At 64.5% G+C, this 21,885-nt stretch carries 22 protein-coding genes; 14 read left to right on the top strand and 8 right to left on the bottom strand.

What is annotated here, in order from left to right; all coding sequences use genetic code 11:
* The first annotated feature begins 96 nt into the window (after window positions 1-96).
* From QQL87_RS27965 to QQL87_RS27955, 3 genes are all read left to right on the top strand, one after another.
* The gene (locus tag QQL87_RS27965; protein ID WP_284422182.1) at window positions 97-1,338 is read left to right on the top strand and encodes an APC family permease; all 1,242 of its coding nucleotides are present in this window, start codon (window positions 97-99) and stop codon (window positions 1,336-1,338) included.
* Between the two features lie 75 nt (window positions 1,339-1,413).
* Window positions 1,414-1,692, top strand: a complete 279-nt coding sequence (locus QQL87_RS27960) for a metal/formaldehyde-sensitive transcriptional repressor (protein WP_284422181.1) — start codon at window positions 1,414-1,416, stop codon at window positions 1,690-1,692.
* A 5-nt stretch (window positions 1,693-1,697) separates the two neighbouring features.
* Complete coding sequence (locus QQL87_RS27955) at window positions 1,698-2,762, top strand: HoxN/HupN/NixA family nickel/cobalt transporter (RefSeq protein ID WP_284422180.1); 1,065 nt, start codon at window positions 1,698-1,700, stop codon at window positions 2,760-2,762.
* A 291-nt stretch (window positions 2,763-3,053) separates the two neighbouring features.
* Here the strand turns inward: QQL87_RS27955 and QQL87_RS27950 are convergent, their stop codons facing one another.
* Window positions 3,054-3,965 carry a DUF1259 domain-containing protein gene (locus QQL87_RS27950; RefSeq protein WP_284422179.1) on the bottom strand — a complete coding sequence of 304 codons (912 nt, stop codon included), beginning with the start codon at window positions 3,963-3,965 and terminating at the stop codon, window positions 3,054-3,056.
* Between the two features lie 15 nt (window positions 3,966-3,980).
* Complete coding sequence (locus QQL87_RS27945; RefSeq protein WP_284422178.1) at window positions 3,981-4,214, bottom strand: PepSY domain-containing protein; 234 nt, start codon at window positions 4,212-4,214, stop codon at window positions 3,981-3,983.
* Between the two features lie 544 nt (window positions 4,215-4,758).
* On the opposite strand from QQL87_RS27945, the gene QQL87_RS27940 reads away from it, so the two are divergent.
* From QQL87_RS27940 to QQL87_RS27930, 3 genes are read left to right on the top strand one after another with little or no spacing between them, the layout of a single operon-like run.
* The gene (locus tag QQL87_RS27940; RefSeq protein ID WP_284422177.1) at window positions 4,759-5,790 is read left to right on the top strand and encodes a Cj0069 family protein; all 1,032 of its coding nucleotides are present in this window, start codon (window positions 4,759-4,761) and stop codon (window positions 5,788-5,790) included.
* A gap of 4 nt (window positions 5,791-5,794) precedes the next feature.
* Window positions 5,795-6,436 (top strand): ABC transporter ATP-binding protein, encoded by a 642-nt coding sequence (locus tag QQL87_RS27935; RefSeq protein ID WP_284422176.1) that lies wholly within the window; start codon window positions 5,795-5,797, stop codon window positions 6,434-6,436.
* 15 nt (window positions 6,437-6,451) lie between these two features.
* Window positions 6,452-6,607, top strand: a complete 156-nt coding sequence (locus QQL87_RS27930) for a hypothetical protein (RefSeq protein ID WP_284422175.1) — start codon at window positions 6,452-6,454, stop codon at window positions 6,605-6,607.
* Window positions 6,608-6,610: 3 nt separating this feature from the next.
* On the opposite strand, the gene QQL87_RS27925 is transcribed toward QQL87_RS27930, so the two are convergent.
* The gene (locus QQL87_RS27925; protein ID WP_284422174.1) at window positions 6,611-7,978 is read right to left on the bottom strand and encodes a prenyltransferase; all 1,368 of its coding nucleotides are present in this window, start codon (window positions 7,976-7,978) and stop codon (window positions 6,611-6,613) included.
* A gap of 460 nt (window positions 7,979-8,438) precedes the next feature.
* On the opposite strand from QQL87_RS27925, the gene QQL87_RS27920 reads away from it, so the two are divergent.
* The 4 genes from QQL87_RS27920 to QQL87_RS27905 all read left to right on the top strand — a co-directional run bounded on the left by QQL87_RS27920 (window position 8,439) and on the right by QQL87_RS27905 (window position 13,185).
* A complete protein-coding gene (locus tag QQL87_RS27920) occupies window positions 8,439-10,130 on the top strand; it encodes a PQQ-dependent dehydrogenase, methanol/ethanol family (RefSeq protein ID WP_284422173.1) in 1,692 nt (563 codons plus the stop codon).
* Window positions 10,131-10,276: 146 nt separating this feature from the next.
* Window positions 10,277-11,482 carry a c-type cytochrome gene (locus QQL87_RS27915; protein WP_284422171.1) on the top strand — a complete coding sequence of 402 codons (1,206 nt, stop codon included), beginning with the start codon at window positions 10,277-10,279 and terminating at the stop codon, window positions 11,480-11,482.
* 71 nt (window positions 11,483-11,553) lie between these two features.
* On the top strand, window positions 11,554-12,243 hold the full coding sequence (locus tag QQL87_RS27910; RefSeq protein ID WP_284422170.1) for a response regulator: 690 nt from the start codon (window positions 11,554-11,556) through the stop codon (window positions 12,241-12,243).
* A 213-nt stretch (window positions 12,244-12,456) separates the two neighbouring features.
* Window positions 12,457-13,185, top strand: coding sequence for a response regulator (locus QQL87_RS27905; RefSeq protein WP_284422169.1), 729 nt, complete (start codon window positions 12,457-12,459; stop codon window positions 13,183-13,185).
* On the opposite strand, the gene QQL87_RS27900 is transcribed toward QQL87_RS27905, so the two are convergent.
* Window positions 13,139-14,491, bottom strand: a complete 1,353-nt coding sequence (locus QQL87_RS27900; protein ID WP_284422168.1) for a hybrid sensor histidine kinase/response regulator — start codon at window positions 14,489-14,491, stop codon at window positions 13,139-13,141. The genes QQL87_RS27905 and QQL87_RS27900 overlap by 47 nt on opposite strands.
* Entirely contained in the window at window positions 14,488-15,660 is a 1,173-nt protein-coding gene (locus tag QQL87_RS27895; protein WP_284422167.1) for an FIST N-terminal domain-containing protein, read from the bottom strand. The genes QQL87_RS27900 and QQL87_RS27895 overlap by 4 nt, the downstream gene beginning before the upstream one ends.
* 197 nt (window positions 15,661-15,857) lie before the next feature.
* Between QQL87_RS27895 and QQL87_RS27890 the strand changes: the two genes are divergently transcribed.
* Window positions 15,858-16,229 (top strand): c-type cytochrome, encoded by a 372-nt coding sequence (locus QQL87_RS27890; protein ID WP_284424132.1) that lies wholly within the window; start codon window positions 15,858-15,860, stop codon window positions 16,227-16,229.
* A gap of 348 nt (window positions 16,230-16,577) precedes the next feature.
* A complete protein-coding gene (locus QQL87_RS27885; protein WP_284422165.1) occupies window positions 16,578-16,778 on the top strand; it encodes a hypothetical protein in 201 nt (66 codons plus the stop codon).
* A gap of 54 nt (window positions 16,779-16,832) precedes the next feature.
* Here QQL87_RS27885 and QQL87_RS27880 read toward each other — a convergent pair whose 3' ends face one another.
* From QQL87_RS27880 to QQL87_RS27870, 3 genes are all read right to left on the bottom strand, one after another.
* On the bottom strand, window positions 16,833-17,627 hold the full coding sequence (locus tag QQL87_RS27880; protein ID WP_284422164.1) for a hypothetical protein: 795 nt from the start codon (window positions 17,625-17,627) through the stop codon (window positions 16,833-16,835).
* A 145-nt stretch (window positions 17,628-17,772) separates the two neighbouring features.
* On the bottom strand, window positions 17,773-18,288 hold the full coding sequence (locus tag QQL87_RS27875; RefSeq protein WP_284422163.1) for a hypothetical protein: 516 nt from the start codon (window positions 18,286-18,288) through the stop codon (window positions 17,773-17,775).
* 130 nt (window positions 18,289-18,418) lie between these two features.
* Complete coding sequence (locus QQL87_RS27870) at window positions 18,419-19,966, bottom strand: acetolactate synthase large subunit (RefSeq protein WP_284422162.1); 1,548 nt, start codon at window positions 19,964-19,966, stop codon at window positions 18,419-18,421.
* Between the two features lie 280 nt (window positions 19,967-20,246).
* Between QQL87_RS27870 and QQL87_RS27865 the strand changes: the two genes are divergently transcribed.
* Both QQL87_RS27865 and QQL87_RS27860 read left to right on the top strand, forming a co-directional pair.
* Window positions 20,247-20,819, top strand: a complete 573-nt coding sequence (locus tag QQL87_RS27865) for a L,D-transpeptidase (protein ID WP_284422161.1) — start codon at window positions 20,247-20,249, stop codon at window positions 20,817-20,819.
* A gap of 128 nt (window positions 20,820-20,947) precedes the next feature.
* Complete coding sequence (locus QQL87_RS27860) at window positions 20,948-21,691, top strand: DUF2927 domain-containing protein (protein WP_284422247.1); 744 nt, start codon at window positions 20,948-20,950, stop codon at window positions 21,689-21,691.
* The last annotated feature ends 194 nt before the right edge of the window (window positions 21,692-21,885 follow it).

Raw genomic sequence — 21,885 nt, 5'->3', positions numbered from 1 at the left:
TGATCATCCCCTTCCCCAGCCGAACCGTGATCGAGATCGGTTTTGCCGTGGGGACGCGCTAGGTGCGCTTGTCATTCCATCCGAGGAGAACGTCGAATGTCTATCGGGGCTGCTGGCTCGCCGGCCGAGTCGAAGCGCCTTTTGCGGTCACTGACGCTGACCCATGCGGTGCTCTATGGCCTTGGCGTCACCATCGGAGCAGGAATCTACGTCCTCGTTGGAATCGCCGCAGCACGGAGTGGCATGCATGCGCCACTCGCCTTCATCGCTGCAGCACTCGTGATGGCGTTCAGCGCAGCCACATTTGCCGAACTGGGAACGCGCATGCCAGTGAGCGCCAGCGAGGCGGCCTATGTGCAGGCCGCCTTTCGTCGCGAATGGTTCAGCCTCGCGGTCGGACTTCTCGTGGTCGCGACAGCAACAATCTCGGCTGCGACCATCAGCGTTGGCAGCGCAGGCTATATTGCGGTGTTCCTGGCCATTCCGGCGCCATGGATCATCTCGGGCGTGGTGCTTGCGATGGGGGTCGTGGCATGTCTCGCCACGGTACAGTCGGTCACGTTCGCGGGGATCATGACGCTCGTCGAGGTGGGTGGCCTCGTGCTGATTATCACGGCCGGCCTCGGTCACGGAACCGACGTTGTCACCCGCCTGCCGGAACTTTGGCCTTCCGCGCGTGATGCGACGGCCTGGATTGGAATCGGCGGAACGACGCTCATCGCAGTCTTTTCCTTCATCGGCTTCGAGCATCTGGTCAACGTCGCGGAAGAAATGAAGGAGCCGAGCCGTACCCTGCCCCGCGCGCTGTTTCTGACCCTCGGCTTGACGGCGCTGATCTACGCGCTGGTTGTGTGGATCGCGGTGACGGCGGTGCCCCCACAAGAACTCGCACGCTCGTCGGCACCGCTCGCGCTTGTCTTCGAGCGGCTGACGGGCCTTCCGCTCGTTACGATGAGCGCAATTGCTGTTGTGGCCACGCTCAACGGCATCATTGTTCACATGATCATGATCGGCCGCGTGATCTATGGTCTCGCCGATCAGGGCAACTTGCCCAAGATCCTTGCACGGTTGAACCCGGTGACGCACACACCGCTTCTTGCGACGGCGTTCGGTATTGGAGCGATCCTGGTGCTCTCACTGGCCGTCCCGCTTGGTGGCCTTGCAGATTTGACGGCACGCTTCACTCTGGTTGTTTTCGCAATCGTCAATGTCGCGCTGATCCGAATCAAACGTCGACATGAAGCGTCGCCGCCGGGTGCGTTCATTTGCCCAATGTGGGTACCGTTTCTGGGTCTTGTCTCCAGCCTCCTGCTTCTCATTGTCGATCTTATCGCGTGACCCTGGTCAGGACGTGGCCGTTGGCCATCGTCTCTTACCTTGACCGCTTATAGGGTACCCCCCTATCTTATTCAGATGTCACACACCATCAAGCAAAAGTCGAAGCTCCTGGCGCGGGTGAAGCGCATCAAGGGACAGCTGGACGCGGTCGAACGCGCGCTGGAGGCCGAGCTTGGCTGCACGGACGTCCTGATGCTGGTCGCGTCGGTCCGGGGTGCCGTCGGCGGCCTGACCACCGAGCTGATCGAGGACCACATCCGCCATCACGTGGTGGATCCGGATCGCGAGAAGGATCCCGAGAAGGCCAGGGGCGCAGCCGACCTGATCGACGTCGTCAGAACCTACCTGAAGTGAATTTCATGACCGATCTGTCGCAACTGCTGCAACAGAGCAGCGCGCACGCCTGGCTCTTCGTCCCCAGCGCGATCCTTCTCGGAGCGCTGCATGGCCTCGAGCCCGGCCATTCCAAGACCATGATGGCGGCGTTCATCGTCGCGATCCGAGGTACGGTCGTCCAGGCCGTCCTTCTTGGATTGTCGGCGACGATCTCGCACACGGCGGTGGTGTGGGTGGTTGCCCTTCTCGGTCTCTATTTCGGCCAGGATCTCTCGGGAGAGCGCAGCGAGGCCTATCTCCAGATCGGGTCGGCACTCATCATCTTCGGCGTGGCCGCCTGGATGGTGTGGCGCACCTGGCGCCAGCAGAACGAGGAGCACCATCACGATCATCACCACGATGAAACGCAGGTCGTCGCGCTCGCCGGCAGGACGCTTTCGATCGAAGTCTTCGAGGACGGCGTTCCGCCGCGCTGGCGGATCCGGAGCGACGGAGGCGGCCTCCCCTCCGCTTCGGACGTCAGGATGACGACCATCCGGGCCGACGGCACCGAGCAGACCTTCGCATTCGTCTCCCGCGACGGATATCTGGAGAGCATCGACGAGACTCCGGAACCGCACGCCTTCAAGGCGCGCCTCGCGCTCGCCGGTGACGTCACCGAGATGCTGTTCGAGGAGCACGATCACGACCACATGGACCTCGGCGAACAGGATGACGCCCACGCACGCGCTCACGCCGCGGACATCCGCAAGCGCTTCGCCGGACGCACCGTGACGACGCCGCAAATCATCCTGTTCGGTCTCACCGGTGGCCTCATTCCGTGCCCGGCGGCCATCACCGTCCTTCTGCTCTGCATCCAGTTGAAGCAGTTCAGCCTCGGCTTCGTGCTGGTCCTCTGCTTCGGCGTCGGCCTCGCCATCACGATGGTGTCCGCTGGCGTCGTCGCCGCTCTTGGCATCCGGCACGTCGAACGCCATTGGAGCGGCTTCAGCCGCTTCACGCATCGCGCGCCCTATGTGTCTGCCGCGTTGATCGTGCTGGTCGGCCTCTACACTGGCTGGTTGGGCCTGCACGAATTGATGATCTGAACCGGCGGCCGCGCCGATTTGCCGTGCCGAACGGCGGCACGGGCCATTGCACGGCGGACCATGCCGTCAAACGCTTTCGACCGCACCTATCGTCATTTGTCCGCCGACCACGTCATTGCGTTGATCGGCATCGAATTGATGACCGTAGCGCCGGGATTGCTGGCGCCCGTATCTCCGGCGGCGCGGCGCAGCGATCGCATTGAAACTGCACCGCACCAACTTCGTAGTTCCGTAGCGGCTCAAGCACCGTCGAGAGCATCGTTTGGCTTCCGGATCGGGTGACTTCGCGGCTCAACTCTTCGTGCTGGCGGTCTTGTCGAGGGCCGCGCGCAAGCCTTCGGCGAGTTTGACGGCGTCGTCGTTCGCCCAGAAATGCATGAAGAATAGCCGGGGCTGCTCGTTTAGCATGTGGCTATGAAGAGCGGTCACCTCGATGCCGTGCGCCCGCAGCGCCAAAATGACCGGGTTGACCTCCTCGCCGGTCAGTACGAAGTCGCCTGTGATGGCCGCCTTGCCGCCACCGGTCGGCTGGAAGTTGATGCCGATCGCCACTCCCATCGGACCGACGGGAGTCAACGGCAAGCCCTCTTGCGTGATCGGATCGCGCCGCTTGATGTTGAATTGGTAGACGCCGCCATTGGCCTGGCCGTTGACGCCGATGATCTGGTCGAGCTTTGCCGTGTCGAGTTCGACGACCGACGGCGGACTGGCGGCTGTCGCGACGGTCAGCGGGGTCGCGCTTTCAGCAAGCGCATCGTGAATTGCCGAGGCCAGCTTGACCGCGTCCCCGTGCCCGGCGACGTGCATGTAGAAGGTCGCCGGATTTGCGCGCAGCAGATGATTATGCACGGCGGTGATTTCGAGTCCGCTTGCGACCATCTTCGCCATCACGGGATTGATCTCGTTCTCGAGCAGTACGAGGTCGCCCATAACCATGGTTCCGCCGTGCGCAGGCTTGAACGCGACCCAGCCGCCGAGCGCCAGCGTCGGCTTGATTGCCACGCCGTCCAACATCACGGAGAGATCGGTACGGGGAAAGCCGTAGCGATGGACGTCGTCGGAGACGGCGGGCTTGCGCCCCAGCGTCTCGTCGACGCTCTGCCAATCGACGTTTTGCGCATGGGCCGCCGAGACGAAGGAAACGGCAGCAGGTGCAAGGAAACATGCGCCGAGGGTGAAAAGTGCGCGAATTGTCCGCTTCATGTGACTGCTCCGAACTCAGTTTTGTTCTTTGATCTGGCCGCTGCTGTCGACGACGAGCCGGACTTCCTTGCCGCTCTTCATCGCCTTGACGGTCGTGCCTTCTGGCGTCGACTTGATGTCGCTGACCTGCGAGTAGCCGGCCGCCTGGATCTTGGCGATCAGTTCTTCTTGGGTCAGGGCTTGGGCGGGCGACAGCCAGCCCAAGATCGCCGTGAGCATGGCGGCGGTACCAATCATTGCTGTTCGCATTTGCGTTCTCCTGGCATGTAGCTCTGCCCCGATGCAGCGGAGAATGACGGGCGATGCCTCCGCTGAGCTTCTGGCCCTCGTGGCAAACCACGACGAGCGTTCGGCGGAGAGGTCCCCGTCGATGCACGACATCGACCAGCATCAGCGCGACCGCCGTGCCTACCGATCGTGAAGCTGTCGGACAAAATGGAGATGAGGAATGAAGGCATGCTGCGCCCTTGGTGAAAAGGACGCGATGCTTGGGCATGTCGCCTCGCGGGGAGATCGCAAATCCCCGATAGCGCAAATTGAACCCCCGAGGCCGAACGCTGTCAACACCTCCGCAGCGAAGATGCCACGCGGGAACGTCACGAAGATTTCACTGGTCCGGAGCCGCCCTGGCGATAGCGACATCGCCCGGCCGCCCGTCATCGGGGAGAAACCCTGCTCGGTCGTCTTGAAAGGGCCTGCCGTTCTCCCATACAATGGTTCCGAGGGGACAAGCAGACTCCCCGTGAGACTTCGGTCCAAGCTCTGTGCAGCACGTATGACGTGGAGCTTGCGCATGACCGAACGCCGATCGCCTTCCCTGTATTCCGTGGCCGTGCTCTCGCGAGGAGATGCTGAGGCGCGCCGGAATGCGAGCACGAAAAGCAGCCGCTTCACCGACGTTTTCGAGGCGCTCGCCGCCGTCGGCGTCGAAGCTCGCCCAACGATCTACGATGAAAGTTTCGCCGAGGATGTCCGCGAAGAGTTGCTCGCGGTGGACGGCGTGCTCGTGTGGGTCAATCCGATTCAAGACGGCAGAAACCGCGCCGGTCTCGATGCCCTGCTACGCGACGTTGCCGCGCGCGGGGTGTGGGTAAGCGCTCATCCGGACGTCATCCTCAAGATGGGCACCAAGGAGGTCCTCTATCGGACCCGCGCGATGGGCTGGGGAAGCGATACGGCGCTGTATCGAACCTCCGGGGCGATGCGCGCCGAGTTGCCGACGCAGCTCGCCGCCGGCCCGCGCGTGATCAAGCGCAACCGCGGCAATGGCGGCCAGGGCGTCTGGAAGGTCGAGAAGCTGTCGAATTCCGCCAACATAAGGGTGCTGGACGCGACCAAGGACGCGCCCGAGGAACTCGCGCTGGATGATTTTCTGCGTCGCTGCGCCGAGTATTTCGAGAACGGCAGCGTGATCGACCAACCGTTCCAGCCGCGCCTCAGCGAGGGCGTCGTGCGCTGTTACATGGCGGGCGAACGCTGCGCCGGGTTCGGCTCCCACAAAGTCAAAGCCCTGGTCGATTCGCCGGCTGCGCGATCAGAGGCTGGACCGCGGCTCTATTCGTCCCAAGCCGATCCGCGCTTCCAGCGGCTGCGCCGGTTGATGGAGGACGAATGGACGCCGCAGCTGACCTCGTTGCTCGATATTGCGCGAGACGACTTGCCCATGATCTGGGACGCCGACTTCATGCTCGGCCCCGTCCAGGCGGATGGAAGCGACAGCTACGTGCTCGGTGAGATCAATGTCAGCTCGGTGCATCCCTACCCCCAGGAAGCGCCGGCAGAGATCGCCAGGGGAGTTCTCGATCGGCTGCAGCACAAGCTTTGACGCCATGCTGACAGTCAGCGGACTCAAGCGCCTGCACATCTCCGTGTCGTTCGACTTGCAGGACGGCGAATGCGTCGCCCTGCAAGGGCCTTCCGGAGTCGGGAAGACCGAGCTGCTTCGCTCCATCGCCGATCTCGATCCCAACGAGGGAACAGTAAAGCTGGACGGGACGCTCAGGGAGGCGATACCCGCCCCGGCCTGGCGAAAGCAAGTGACCTACCTCGCGACCGAGCCTGGCTGGTGGTCCGACATTGTGCAGGAACACTTCACGGTCTGGGACGATGCTCGACCTCTGGTCACACGCCTAGGATTACCGGACGGCTGCGGACCTTGGCCGATCCAAAGACTTTCGACCGGCGAAAGACAGCGGTTGGGGCTTGTGCGGGCGCTCATGCTCCGATCGCGCGTGTTTCTGCTGGACGAGCCAACCTCGGCGCTCGACGCCGCATCCACCACGGCGGTGGAATCCCTGATCGCCGAACGCATTGCGAATGGAACGAGCGTCGTTTGGAGCACCCACGACAACGCGCAAGCCCGCCGCATCGGGACGTTCGTGGGGCTGAACGGGCAGGCCGGCGCCTTCGTCGGCGCCGGGCTGGCGATGGGTCTGTTCGTGATTGCCGGCCCCCTGCTCGATTTGCTTTAAGGCTCCAATGATCCGGTGCTCTGGCTGTTGCCTTTGTTTGGTTGGCTTCCGCCACTGTTCACGATGGGCGTGGTCCGTGTCGGGCGCTGGCTCTCGTCCGACGACGAGAACTGGATCCTCGGTGCGATCAAGTCCGCCCTGGTCAAGGGCAAGCGCGCGGGCCTTGCCTGATCGCTAATTCCTCATCAGCAGGTCGAACCGCCGGCGGTCGATCGCCTCGCGCTCGGTCAGCCCGGCCGCCCTGCAGAGATCCGGCGCATAAAGCTGGCATCGGCGCTGCTGCGTCTCGATCGCGGCGTCGATGCGGTCCAGCAGGCTCCTTGGATCCATGCCGGGTGGCGCCGCGATCTTCCCCCTCACGACATGCTTCTCCATTCTCTCATGGTTATCGTGATCGCGATCCGGGTCGCGCCAGCAGTTCGCGCACAACATGACGGTGCTCTCGGAATGTGGGTAGATCACCGCATCTTCCTCCAGCGCCTCGCTCAGGTCGGCCAATTGCCTGTTCGCCTCCTGGGTTCCGGCAAAGTCGAAGACCTGATAGCTGCGGCGGATCAGCGTCGCCAGATGCGGGAAGACGGGGACCTTGATCTCGCCGTAGGTATGATGGGTGATCGGCGCACCGTCGAACAGCACGTCGTCGCCATAGTCGACGCCGAGCTTCTGGTAGAGCACGCTGCGGACGACGCCGTGACACGGGCTCAGCCGTTCGATCCAGATCGTCTCTTCCGCGCCGGGATCGTCACTGTCGGCCGAACGTTCGGCCAGCGGACGCTCGGCCAGTTTCACTTTGCATTGGCCCAGATTGCAGTCCGGCAGGCCGAAGCGGCCGATCGCGATGTCCAGCCCGAGGCCCTTCCAGACGTCGAGCGCGACCGCCGCATTCCCCGCGCCGGTGGCGCAGATCCCGAGGTTCCATTGGTAGCTCTGGATGGGCTCTTCAAGCAGACTGGCCGCGACCTGGTTCGCCGACATGCCCTCGGCGAACCGGCCGCGCGTCTTGTAGAACAGTCCAAGGCCATAGTGATATTGAGCGTTGCTCGGATCGATCTCGGTGAGCGCCCGGTAGCTGCGCTCAGCCGTCTCATCGTGCTGGCGCGCCAGCATACGGGCAGCGGTGGCCAATCCATTGAGAATCGACTCATGTTCGGGCTTGCCCTCATAGTCCGCAACCAGCTCGTTCAGCCGCTCGAACACCGAGGCAAAGAGAGGATTGTCGGGCGGCGGCGCGTTGAGATCATCGATGTCGCGCACCGCTTCGAGGCAGCGTCCGAGCCCGGTCAGGACGCGAGCGTCCTGGTCGTGCGCGCGTGCGATCTCCGACAGAATGTCGGCGGCGACGTCCCGCTCCAGGCAGAACTGATCGACGACCCATAGCAGCGCCATGGCTGCCTCTTGCTGGCGGGACTGCGCGGTCCGCAACGGCGCCAGCTTCTGCAACGCCATTCCGGCACGCCCATCCTGCGCGTCGGCGAGAGCGCCGCGCGCCAATGTCTCGATTGCGTCGGACGAGAGGACCGCGCTTGGACCGTTCGACGTCATTCACCGTTCTCCTCTCACGCCTCATGCGCGCTTCGAAAATCAACGCTCGGCACTCCATGTGCTACAGACCGGGGATCGCGACCAGGAGCAAGTTTGGAAAGACGCAAGAGATGCCTCCCGGATCGGTTCACTGCCGGCTCTCTCCGGGGCGCGCGCCGGGTCCGGGCGGTCGTCGCCGCATTGCACGCCATGCGCGCGGGGGTTCGTCCCACTGATCCCCCGTCCTGGGCTTGACCTCTCAAAAGAGCCCTTAACCTCCCGAAAAGGCTGCAGAAATCGACGTCGACGGTCGACGGGTCCGCCTACTACCTTCCGCCTATAAGAGCGCGCGGGAGGTGATGGTGTAATTCGCCCGGATGATTGCAGCGCGACTGCACATCGGGGGCCAGGCGCAGCGCTTGCGCCATCACAAACAAACAAAACGCGGAGGGAACTGATGAATTCCACGAGCAGGAGATTCTTGGCTGGCATCTCGACGGTCGCCTTCCTCATGGCGGGCGCGTGGGGTGTGCGCGCCAACGACTCGGCACTGAAGGCTGCCAGCGAACCCGGGTCATGGGCGATGACGGGCCATGACTACGGCAACACCCGGTTCAGCCCGCTCAAGGACATCAACACCGAGAACGCCGGCAAGCTGTCGCTGGTCTATTCGTTCTCGCTGGCCTCGCTGCGCTCGAACGAGGCCTCACCCATCGTGGTCGGCAATACGCTCTATGTCTCGACCTCCTGGGGACCGAAATACGTCTATGCGCTGGATGCGGCGACGGGCGCACGCAAATGGACCTACGAGCCCGACATTCCGGACGACGTGCTGCAATATGCCTGCTGCGACGTCAACAACCGCGGCGTCACCTACGCCGACGGCAAGCTGTTCGTCGGCCGACTCGACGGCAAGCTGACCGCCGTCGATGCGGCGACCGGCAAGGAGCTGTGGACGTCGAAAGTGGTCGACTACAAGCAGGGCTCGGTGATCACCTCGCCGCCGCTGGTGGTGCGCGACAAGGTCATCACCGGCTTCGGCGGCGGCGAGTATGGCGTGCGTGGCTCGCTGCAGGCCTTCGACATCAAATCCGGCAAGGCGTTGTGGCAGACCTACACCGTCCCCGCTCCCGGCGAGCCCGGCAGCGAGACCTGGAAGGGAGACACCGGCCTGCATGGCGGCGGCGCGGCCTGGCTGGTCGGCTCGTATGATCCGAAGAGCGACACGGTCTATTGGGGCACCAGCAATCCCGGCCCCTGGAATACCGCGGTGCGCTCGACCGGCAACGGCGATTTCGGCAAGCTGACCAATCTCTACACCGCCTCCACGCTGGCGATCGATCCGAACAACGGCGCGATCAAGTGGCACATCCAGGGCACGCCGGCGGATGCCTGGGACTATGACGGCGTCAACGAGGCCCTGCTGGCCGACCTGAAGATCGGCGGGACGAGCGTTCCGACCTTGATGAAGGCCGATCGCAACGGCTTCTTCTTCGTCGCCAACCGCGAGACCGGCAAGGTGATCTCGGCCGAGAAATACGTCTTCGCCAACTGGGCGCAGAAATGGGACGTCGCGACCTCGCGTGCGGTCGAGGATCCGGACAAGCGGCCGGGCCCGGGACATCCGGCCAAGGACATCTGCCCGAACCTGATCGGCGGCAAGAACTGGCAGCCGATGTCGTTCAGTCCGGACACCGGCCTCGTCTACATCCCGACCAACAACGTCTGCATGGATTGGGCGGTCAGCGACGTCGCCTACAAGCGCGGCGTGTTCTATCTCGGCGCCGAATTCCCGACCAAGGAAGGTCCGGGCGGCTTCCTGGGCGAACTCGTCGCCTGGGATCCCGTCGCCAACAAGAAGGTCTGGTCGATCAAGGAAGACCTGCCGTTCAACGGCGGCACGTTGGCCACCGCGGGCGGCCTGGTGTTCTCCGGCAATCTGCACGGTGACTTCCGCGCCGTCGACGCCAAGACCGGCAAGATTCTCTGGAGCAAGAATCTCGGCTCCGGCATCGGCGCCGGTCCAGTGAGCTATTCCGTCGACGGCAAGCAATACGTCGCCGTGGTCGTCGGGCGCACCGCCTCGATCCCGGCGTTCCTTGGCGAGATCGGGAAGAAGATGACCAACGCGGCTCCCGAGGGTGGTTCCTTGTTCGTCTTCGCGGTCCAATAGGCCGCAACGGCCACGACAGACGCGCGTGTCCCCCCTGGATCGGGACACGCGCCTTGCTCGGCAATCCGCATGCAACGAAGGACACGGCGCGCCGCACGGATGGAGCCGGTCCGCACAAACGACATAACAAGAACGAGGGATCGAGGATGCGCCTGAATCGTCGTCAGACCGGTTGGACTTGGCGGGCGGCTGCCGAACTGTCGGCACGCGCGACCGCTTTCGCGGCATTGATGGCGTCAACCCTGCTGACGTCGTCGGCGGTGGCGGACGAGGCGGGCCCGCTGCGGCTGTGCGCCGATCCCACCAACCTCCCGTTCTCGAGCGACAATCCGGCGCAGCCGGGCTTCTATCTCGAAATCGGCCAGGCCTTGTCGCAGCAGCTCGGCCGCCCTGTGACGTATGACTGGTACAAATCCTATTTCGGCAAGCGCACCGTACGCGTGACACTGCTCGGCAAGCAGTGCGATGCGATGATAGGCCTGCCGCTGTCCTCCGAGTTCATGGGACCGGCCGTGATCTTCTCGACGAGGATCACGACTGAAACCTACGCGCTGGTCAGCCGACCGACGCTCGTCGTCAACAGCATCGATGACCTTCGCGCCAAGCGCGTCGCGGTGCAATACCAGACCACTCCGCAAAATCTGCTGGCCGAGCGCGACGATATCGAGAAGGTCACCGTCCTGACACCGGAAGAGGGCATGGTGGCGCTCGCCCAGGGCAAGGTCGACGTCGCTTTCGTCTGGGGACCCGTTGCCGGCTGGCTCAACAAGACGGCCTACGAAAGCCGCTTCCGGGTTCAGCCGGTCGAGGGACCCGGCCTGTCCTGGGATGCCGCGATCGGCTTCGCCAGAACCTCGACGCAGCTGCGCGACCGGATCGACGCGGCGTTGCCGCAGCTCGGGCCGCGGATTGCAGAACTCGCCGCCAAATACGGACTGCCGAGCGATCCGCCCGTCAAGCTCGGCGCGGCGCCGAGCCCGATCAGGCTGGCCTCGCTCGATGGTCTTTCCCAGGCCGTTCGGAAGCCGGTCGCTGAAGCCCCGCTGATCAGGGTCTCTGACTCCAACGTGACCGATGCCAAGACCGAGATGGCGACCCTCGGCAAGGAGATCTTCAACGGCACCTGCGCACATTGTCACGGCCCCGACGCCGTGCAGGCGGAACGCCGGATCGACCTGCGACGGCTGCAGACCCGCTACGGCGAGGACATGCGCGACAAGTACTGGACCACCGTGCATGAAGGCCGTCCGTCCAAGGGCATGCCGGCTTGGAAGGAAGTCTTTACCGACGACCAGTTCGAGAGCATCTATTCATTCCTGATGACCGTGCAGTCGTCGGAAACGACCAATTGAAGGAGGCGGATCCCGAACGGCACGGTCCACCGGATCGCCCGCAGCATGCTGGCGAGAAGTGAGAGTCGGATATGACGCGCTTTCTGATCATCGACGATCATCCGCTGTTTCGCGAGGCGCTCGGCAACGCCGTGCGTCTGGCGCATCCGGACGCCCAGATCTTCGAGGCGTTGTCGATTGCCGATGCGCTGAACATCCTGGCGTCCGAAACCGAAATGGATCTGGCGCTGCTGGATCTGACGCTGCCGGACGCCACCGGCTTTTCAGGCTTCCTGCGGCTTCGCGCAACTCATCCGCGGCTTCCGGTCGCGATCGTCTCCAGCGATGAAGACCAGCATGTCGTGCGCGAAGCGCTTTCGCTCGGCGCGGCCGGCTATCTGCCGAAATCGACGTCCAAGCGCGAGCTGACATCCTCGATCGAACGCGTGCTCAGCGGCTCGATCTCTGTCCCGAAGGACTTCGTGCCTGCCACCGAACGAGACGGGGTTGACTCGTCTCGCGCGTTGCAGGCCCGCCTCGAGCAGCTGACTCCACAACAGCTTCGCGTCCTCGACCTGATCAGGCGTGGCTATCAGAACCGGGAAATCGCCAGCGAACTGCAGTTGGCGGAATCCACCGTCAAGGCGCACATCACCGAAATCCTGAAGAAACTTCGCCTGTTCAGTCGCAACAAGGCCGTGATCGAAACCGGCAAGATCGAGCTGCCCATTCCCGGCGAGCGGCAGGGATCGCGGACCGCGTCGCGCAGCAAGCACCAGTAGCTGATGTAGCGGAAATGCTGCAACGCAGGACGGGGCGGCGGTGGCAGACGTCGCGACATCGATCGCGTCTTGCTCATTGATTGATCCGGAGCGCCGCGGTATCGGTAGCGTTCCGGTCTGACATTCGCACGCCTTCGCGCATATCCTGAAGCGAATGTCAGATCCGCGACACTGACAAACCGGATGTTCGATCCGGCCGGGGAGTGACAGGCAGTGGCTCGATTGCTGATCGTCGAGGACCATCCGCTCTTTCGCGAGGCGCTGGAAAGCGCGATCCACGTGGCTCTGCCTGGTGCCGAAATGGTCGAAGCGGCATCCATCGACATGGCGGTGTGCCGCCTGTCGTCTCCGCCCAGATTCGACTTGATCCTGCTCGACCTCTCGACACCTGGAACGACCGGCCTCTCCGGCGTCATTCGCATCCGCAAGACCGCGCCGCGAACACCGATCCTCGTCGTTTCAGCGTATCAGGACCCGCAGCTCGTCGCCCATGTTCTCACGCTCGGCGTGGCCGGCTATATCTCGAAATCGACATCCAAGGAGCAGCTGGCTGATGCGATCAGCGCCGTGCTGCGCGGCGAGGTCCATGTTCAAGGCGGCGCCATCAGCCCCGCGACGCGCCGGGCCAGGCTTCCCGCTCACGATCTCCTGAAACGCCTTCACGAATTGACGCCGCAGCAGCTACGCGTGCTCGATTTGATCCGCTGCGGATTGCAGAACAAGCAGATCGCCTATGAGCTCGGGATCTGCGAGACCACGGTGAAGGTCCACGTCTCGGAGATCCTGCGGAAGCTCCGGGTCATGAGCCGGACCAAGGCCATCATCGAGATGGAAAAGATCGATTTCGTGAACCTCATCGGCGAGCCGCGCGCGCCGGCAGCGGGCACCGAGACGGTCATGACAGCAGGTACGACAACAGGGCGCGAAGCTCCGCTGGCCTGACCGGCTTGGTCAGGATCTCGAGCCCGTACAGGCTCGCTTCCTCGGCCGCAGCTTCCGAATAGTCCGCGGTCACGATCATGGCCGGCACGTCTTTACCGAGCAATCGGCGGATCTCCCGGATGGCGGCAAGTCCGCTCTCGTCACTATCCAAATGGAGATCCGCAATGATCGTCTCGGGGACCGCGCCAAGTGCGTTCAAGCGCTGCAAGGCATCCTGCAACGACGCCGTGGCCACGACGTCGCAACCCCATTTCTCCAGCAGGCTGACCATGGCCTCGGCAGAGGCCCGGTCGTTCTCGATCAGCAAAATCTTGGCGGCTTCGAGCCCGCCATAGTCATGATCGATGTGATCTGCGGGATGCGGGTCCGACAGCACCGCCGCCGGATCTGCCCGGTCGAGCTCAAGCTTGAACGTAGATCCGTGGCCGACCTTCGAGGCCAGCCCGACTTCATGATCCAACGCCTTGGCGAAGCGCCGGACGATCGACAGCCCGAGCCCAAAGCCGGCCTGATCCTCGGCGCTCGGCCGACCGCGCTGGAATTCGAGAAAGATCGCCTCCTGCTGCGGTTTGGGAATGCCTGGGCCGGTGTCATACACCTCGATCCGAACACGGCCTGCCCCCGACCCCGGTCGGCACCCCATGACCACGCCACCTCGCCGCGTGTAGCGCAGTGCGTTGGCCAGGAGGTTCTGCAGGATGCGCCGCAGCATCATCGCATCCGAGACGACGGCGGCAGAGGACGGGCAGATGCGCAGCGACAGGCCGCGTTTCGCTGCGATGGGAGCGAACTCGCGTTCGAGCGGCTCGAACAGGGCGGAGAGCAGAATGGGTCGGACATCCGGACGCAGGGCGCCCGCATCCAGCTTGGCGATCTCGAGCAGTGAGCGCAGCAGATCCTCGAGCATGGCCAGGGAGTGGTCGACCTGGCCGACCATCGTTATTCCACGTTCGGACTGCACCTCGTCCGCCAAGGTCGACAGCGTCAGCCGCGCCGCGTTGAGCGGCTGAAGCAGATCATGCGTCACGGAGATCAGGACCGACGATTTCAAGGAGCTGGCCGCTTCGGCCTGCTGCTTGGCCCGATAGAGATCCTTGTTGGCCGTCTCGATCGAATGCAGCGCATCGCGCAACTGCCGCGTCCGCTCGCGCACCTGCTGATCGAGCGCGATCGCCGTTTCGAACAACGAGAACGCGTTCAGCTGCTGGTCCATCGAGCGTTCGACCCTGGACATCAGCGCGGCGTTGATCTTCCTGAGCTTGGCCGCCTCGCGCTGCAGATCTTCAGGGGACCCCGACCCGGTCATTGCGGCGCCCCGACGCGCTTGCCGATCGCGACGCCCGTCAGCGTCTGATTGACATGCATCGAACCGTACTGCTCGCCATAGGTATGGAAGCCCACGATCCGGTTGTCGCGATAGAGCTCGGACATTTCCCGCGCGAACTGATGCTGCTCTGCGTCGAGACGCCTGAGAATGCACTCGAAGCCGATGAAGATCGCAACCTCGCCGAGCTCGTCGCGGACCTCGGCCAGCATCTCACGGGCGGCAGCTACCGAGTTGCGCGACCTCGCGGCGGTCAGCACCATTCCCTCGTCGATCGCGCAGAAGAAGCGGAGCGAACCGTCAGGGCTGACTCGCTGGATCGAGCGCGCGAAATACGAGCCACCGACACGCACCAGGACCGGATGGGCCGCGAACAGGAACGGATCGAGCTCGGAATCCGCGATACCGATCGCACGACAATATTCCTCCGCCGCCGGCTCCGCATTGAGCTGCTTGACGATACGCTGCTCGAGATCGGCTTCGGTCACCACCATCTTGGTCGAGGTCGGCTCGAAATTGTCGCACTTGAACAGACGGAACGGCAATGACGTCCTGATCAGGATCAACACGGCCGTATCGGTGTGGGCCTCGCCGTCGTGGAACACCCAGGTCCGTTCGAACCGCAGACCATCGCCGGCCGATCCGCCGACGAGCGGAATATTGTCGAGCGACGCGTAGATCGCCGACATGATCGCCTCTTCCCGCTGGCACATGCCGTCGATCAGAACGAGCCCGAACACGCCTTCATCGTCGCGACCAGCCTGCCGCAGCAGCTCCTGCCTCAACTGATTGCCGAGTCGGCGCCCTTCATCGACGCGAAAGCCCGACAGCCCAGAGATGGGCTGGGCCATCACGGTGAAATCGTCCGCGGCAAACGCGAGAGCAACGACGCTGTTATCCTCCCAGCCATCGGGCGACAGCTCTCCGGCCGTCGTGCAGCCATACACCGGGATGCCCGGGAGGCGGTTCGTCACCCCGGCGATGAATTCGTGCGGGTCATAATGGGGCGACACGAAGATCAGCACCATCGCGAGGCCGTCGGCCGGCAATTGCGCGCAGATGTCGGCGGCTGCCGCCACCACCGTCGCAGCCTTCGTCTTTGCAGCGATCACCCCAGACGGGCGCGCAGGCCGAGGATCGGCGTCTCCCACCAGGCACCTCCCTTACCGACAATTTGGCCGGGTTCGTTTTTTTAGAAGATTAGGCCAGTTGAGCAGCAACGGCAACCTTGCGGATTGATCCAGGACAAGGACGGAAGCCGGTCTCTTGCCTGATCATTTGCGCGATCCGCTGCCACGCGCAGCCGACGATCTCCGGGTCTCCGTGCCTCCAAGAAGGGAAGATTCGCATGCTCCGACGCATCGTGCCGCTCGTCATCGTTGCAGGTTTTGCATCGAATGCCCTGGCGCTGGACGGAGACCCCGTCGCGGGCAAGGTCGTCTTCCAGCGAACCTGCCAGACCTGCCACTCCGCGGAGATCGGCATCAACAAGATCGGCCCGAGCCTCTGGAATGTCGTGGGCCGACAACCGGCAAAGGTGCCCGACTACGCCTATTCCGAAACGATGAAGCTCAACACGACGCCTTGGACGCCGGCGGCTCTGGATATCTATATCGCCGATCCGCGCGGGGACATCCACGGCGTGAAGATGTACTTCAAGGGGCTGCCGGACACGAAGGAGCGGGCCGACGTCGTCGCCTATCTCTCGACATTGAAATAGCGGCTTGCGAAACGTTGCGGCGCAGGGGCCGCTTTTGCCGGCTGCCGCACATGTGGCGCACGCGTCCTCAACGACCTCAGCCTTGGTTCCACCTCCCCAGATGCGGTTGCGACGTGTCGGACCGCTCGCCTCGCTGCACCGCCGCGCCCGAACTCGCTTGCGCACGCGCATGGGATCCCTGCGTCTACCGCAAGCGTCACAGAATGCGCCCGCTGCTCGCGGGGCGGGCGCTGCAAGGCGGCTTTTGCGGGGCGGCGCGCTCACGTTTTCCTGATTCCTGCGTCAGAACGCCGCGGAGCGAATTCGCCTATGGTCCGGCGCGTTTTCCAACCCACGGAGGTTTCCCGCATGCGTAAACTGATCATCGCCACCGCCGCCCTCGCGTTCGTCTCGTCGGCCGCCCTCGCCCAGTCTGCCGAGAAGCCGATGACGACCACCGGCCAGTCGGCGAAGAGCGGCGACGCCACGGGCTCCGGCGACGACATGAAGATGACGAAGCCGAAGAAGAAGTCGGCGAAGAAGCCGTCCGGCGACGGCATGTCGAAGTAGTCAGCGCCGCGCTGGCCGCCCCCCGCGGGGGCGGCCTTCGGCGCACAAGGGCCGCTAGCGCGGCCGCGATTGGCTGGACGGCACGCTTTGCAGTTGTCGGAGGAAGTCGCTGGTCGCCTTGTCCAGCACAACGCCGCTGCCGCCGGCGGGCGTTGCCGTCGCAGCATAGGCCGGCGCGGGCTGAGGCGGCGGTGGAACCGTTTGCGCCGGAGCGGCCTGCTGCGATGATTGCACCGGCGGCGAATACGATCGCGACGGGACGGACTCCCGCGCATAGATCCACAACACGCCGCTGACGACCAGCACGAGGATGCCCCCGGCCGCGACGACAAGCGTCGTGCCCATCTGGCCGAACGCCCACGCTTCATCGGCGGAGGCGCCCGCCGACGCTGCCGCAGCATACGACGCCCCCGACGATGCGCTCTGTCCCTCGAGCCCAAATACCTGCGCGATGGCCTCGCTCGCAGCCTGCCTCGGCTGTCGCCCGGGCACCGAGGCCGCCACGATCAGCAGCGCGAAGTTCACGATTCCGGAGACCCAGCCATAGACATTCATGGCCGCCATGAAGCCGTCCATCGGGAGGTTGTTGGCGATCGCATAGGCGGCCACACCCAGCGGCCCGAGGCCCATGGTCAGCAGCATGAAGCTGATGCCCATCCAGGCCGGCCAGCCAATGTCGCGAAAGCGCGCGCCAACGACCAGCGCAAGCGCGATCACGACCAACAGATCCAGCCCGCCGAGCTTGGCGCCGGACATCGTCGCGAAGGTCAGCAGCATGTGCGCGAGCACGAGCAGCACCGCCCACGGCCAGAACGCCGCCCGATCGAGAACCTTTGGAATGAACTTCATGATGACGCCGCCGCCCCCGACGCGCAGACACCGCTCGCATCGAGCGGCAGCTTACGGAAAACGCTAACAGCGGGGTTCCATCCCGGCAACATCACGGCCACATTGCGGCGCAAATTCTCCTGCGCCAGCGAACGAAATACTACTCTCAGTTGTTGGCCAGCCCCATCTGCTGCAATCGTCCCGCGAACCAGGCCGACAGCGGCGGATCGATGCGGGCGCCGACATAGACCTCCGGCGTGATCACGCTGCGGCGGTCGAGAATCACCAGCACGCCGATCCAATAGGCAAACCACAGATGCGGATCGGTCAGCGCCATCAGCTTGTGGCGGTCATGCGCGAGCGGCTGGTGATTGCTGGCCTTGCGGACCTCGATCGCCAGGAGATTGTCCGGCACGGCACGCTTGTGCACCACGATGTCGGGATAGATCGATTTTCCCAGCTCGTCGTCGGTCGAAACGATCGAGCCGCGCGGCAGCAGCATCGCGCGATCGCCGAGCCGATTGAACTCGCAATCGACGTCCCACCCCAGGAAGTTGCGTTCGAGATGCACCGCCAGCCGGTGCGTCAGAGCGCGCTCCCCGAGATCGCGGTCGAGGATGAAGCGCTCGCGCGCATAAAACTCCTGCAGCGCGGAGATCAGCCGGTTCAATTCACTGTGCATGCCGCTCAGATACAGGAGAGAAGGACACCTCGCCATCAACACGCGATCGGCGTGAGTCGCCAACCCCATAAATGCGGTGATGAGCCTTCCCCTGGCCGGCGGCCGTTTTGCGGCCGCCAGCGTTGCGGATTTACATCTGCACTTCGATCAGGCGCGGGCCGTATTCGGCATTGGCTTCCGCCAGCGCCACGTTGAACTCGTCAGCGGACGTCACGGCGCGGGCGGGAACGCCCATGCCCTTGGCCATGGCGACGAAGTCGAGCGTCGGGCGGTCGATCTTGAGCATGTCCTGGGCGCGCTGGCCGGGTTGGCCTGCGCCGACACCGTCGAACTCGCCGCGCAGGATCTGATAGATCCTGTTGGCGAACACCACCGTGACCACGTTGAGGTTCTCGCGCGCCTGGGTCCACAGCGACTGCAGCGTGTACATCGCGCTGCCGTCGCCGACCAGGCACATCACCTTGCGATCCGGGCAGGCCACCGCGGCGCCGGTCGCCACGGGGGTCGAGAAGCCGATCGAGCCACCCATGTTCTGCAGCCAGTCATGCGGCTTGGCGGCCGCCGTCGGCGGGAAGAAGCCGCGGCCGGTGGTGATGGATTCGTCGACGACGATCGCATTCTCCGGAATCGCATAGGCGATCGCCTGGGCAATGGTCGTATGGTTGAGAGCGCCGGTCGGCTTGATCAGCTCGGCGAGCGGCTGCGGCTTGACGTCGGCCGGCTTGGCGCCGAGATGGCCGGCGAGTGCCTCCAGCGCCGCGGCCGAGTTCTCGCCCCAGGCGGTCATGCGGTGCACCTCGGTGCCCTCGGCCTTCAGCATGCTCGGCTTGTTCGGATAGGCGAAGAAGGCGACGGGGTCGTTGGCCTCGACCAGCACGATGTGCTTGTAGTTCTTCAGGATCGGCAGCGCCTGCTCGATCACGTAGGGAATGCGGTCGATCGAGAACCGCCCGGCGCCGCGCGCCATGCGCGGGTGATAGGTCTGGCCCATCACGCGGCAGCCGGTCTTGCCGGCGATCTGCTGGGCGAAGGTCAGCGCCTGCTCGGTCAGCGCGCCCGCGGTCATCAGCACCAGGGTCTCCGGCCCGTGGGCGTGCAGGATCTTCGCCGCCTTCTCGACCGCATCGGCCGAATAGCTCGGGCGCTGCGCCTCGGTGGGAACCGGGGCGATGCCGTCGGCCTCGTTCCAGGCGGTGTCGGCGGGCAGGATCAGGGTCGCGATCTGCGGCGGCGCGCTCTTGGCGGCGGCGATCGCGGCGGCGCCGTCGGCGGCAACCGCCTTGGCGCTCGGCGAGGTCCGCACCCAGTCCGACATCGGCCGCGCCAGGCCCTCGATGTCGGAGGTCAGCGGCGCGTTGAAGCCGATGTGATAGGTGGCGTGCTGGCCGACGATGTTGACGATGCCCGAGCGCGCCTTCTTGGCGTTGTGCAGGTTGGCGAGGCCGTTGGCGAGGCCAGGACCCAGATGCAGCAAGGTCGAGGCCGGCGTGCCCTTCATGCGGAAATAGCCGTCGGCAGCACCGGTGACCACGCCTTCGAACAGTCCCAGCACGCAGCGCATGCCCTCGACCCGGTCGAGCGCGGCGACGAAGTGCATCTCGGACGTACCCGGATTGGTAAAGCAGACGTCAACGCCCCCCGCGACCAGGGTCCGTACCAGGCTTTCCGCACCGTTCATCCCGTTCTCCTGCTGATTCCGCGCGCCATTTGCAATGTGGGGGAGATCAATCATTGTTCGCCCGCGGCGTCAAAGGGGCTGGCCGCATTGCAGCCATCGCGGCGATGCTCGCGCATCGACTTGGCTAACAGGGTGTTGGCTCCCGGGCGGCTCGTGGATTTCCGTGGGATTTGGGCCACGGAGCGCCGCCACATACCGGCCTCACGCCGCCGTGGGTTGCGAATTGCAAGCGTTTATGGCCTGTCTGCGACCGGAATTCGATCATTGCCAGGGGATGGAAATGAAGCGGTCTTTTGCTTTGGGAATTGCTGCGGTCGCGTTGGTGGCCAGCGCCGGCATGGCGCGGGCGGAGACGTACGATACCAGGGACATCTTCGGCGGCGGGCCGAACTTCTTCCAGAGCGGCGCCAGCCCGATCCCGCGGCAGACCGTGATGTTCCAGGGCGACTATGCGCCCGGCACGATCATCGTGAACACCGGCGAGCGTCGGCTGTATCTGGTGCTGCCCGGCGGCCAGGCGCTGCGCTATGGCATCGGCGTCGGCCGCGACGGGTTCCGCTGGAGCGGCGTGCACCGCATCACCGCCAAGAAGGAGTGGCCGGCCTGGACCCCGCCGGCGGACATGCTGCGCCGCCGCCCCGATCTGCCGCGCCACATGGCCGGCGGCATCGAGAACCCGCTCGGCGCGCGCGCGATGTATCTCGGCTCCACGCTGTACCGCATCCACGGCTCCAACGAGCCGGAGACGATCGGGCAGGCGGTGTCGTCGGGCTGCTTCCGCATGACCAATGACGACGTCACCGATCTCTACGACCGCGTCTCGGTCGGCGCCACGGTCATCGTGAAGAACTGAGAGCCGCACGCGGGATCATGTCGCAAGGCCGGAGCGCCCATCCTGACCGCGAGCAGAACAGCTGCTCGCGGCCGCAGCTGCGCACTGTGGCGGTCGCCCTGACCGCCGCGGCGGCCTTGCTCGTGACCATGACGATCCCGCTGCCGGCCTCGACGGCGGAGATCCCGGCGATCGCGGCGCGCCAGCGTACCGAGAAGAAGAGCTTCACCGACGCCGAGATCAGCGACGGCTTCTTCAAGACCGCGTTCGGCGCCGAGTATCATCTCGCCGGGCGGGTCGACCGGATCCGGAAGTACAGCGCCCCGGTGCGGGTCTACGCCGACGGCCGCCGCGCCGACCGCAAGGCGCAGCTCGCCAAGGTCGTCGGCGACATCGGCAGCCGGGTGCAGCATCTCGACATCGCGATGACCGAGACCGACGGCGACGCCAATGTCCGCGTCAAGCTGGTACGCGACCGCGACCTCTATCACACCATCAGCCAAGCCTATGGCAGCGAGCGCGCGCGCGAGATCAAGACCTCGCTCGATCCGCAATGCCTGTCCGGCTTCCGCAAGAACGAGGCGTTCGAGATCGAGCATTCCGACGTGATCCTCACCGTCGACAATGGCGATTTCGTCTTCCTCGACTGCGCCTATGAGGAGCTGCTGCAGTCGCTCGGGCCGATCAACGACACCTCCAGCGTGCCCTGGACGATGTTCAACGACAACGTCTCGATGGGCTATTTCGACATTTACGACCAGTACATCCTCAACCTGCTCTACGACCCCCGCGTCAAGGCCGGCATGACGCTCGCCGAGGTCAAGGCCGTGCTGCCGGAGGTGCTGACGGACGTGCGGGCCTGGGTGAAGAAGGTCAACAATCTGACGGAGTGAGAAGCGTGCGAGCTTGGTTGAGAGCGGAGCCGAGACGCCGCCTCAACCTCGCTGTCGTCCCGGCGAACGCCGGGACCCATACGCCGCGGCGAAGCGATCGGGCACGCTGAGCGATACCTTCTTCCAACAATCAGACTCGGTGGTTATGGGTCCCGGCGTTCGCCCATAGGCGCTAAAATAGACTTGCGGCGAAG

This window comes from Bradyrhizobium sp. SSBR45G, from assembly GCF_030159255.1.
Classification (GTDB): domain Bacteria; phylum Pseudomonadota; class Alphaproteobacteria; order Rhizobiales; family Xanthobacteraceae; genus Bradyrhizobium.
Note: the sequence above shows the minus strand (reverse complement) of the source record. Positions and strands in the feature narration are given on the sequence as shown.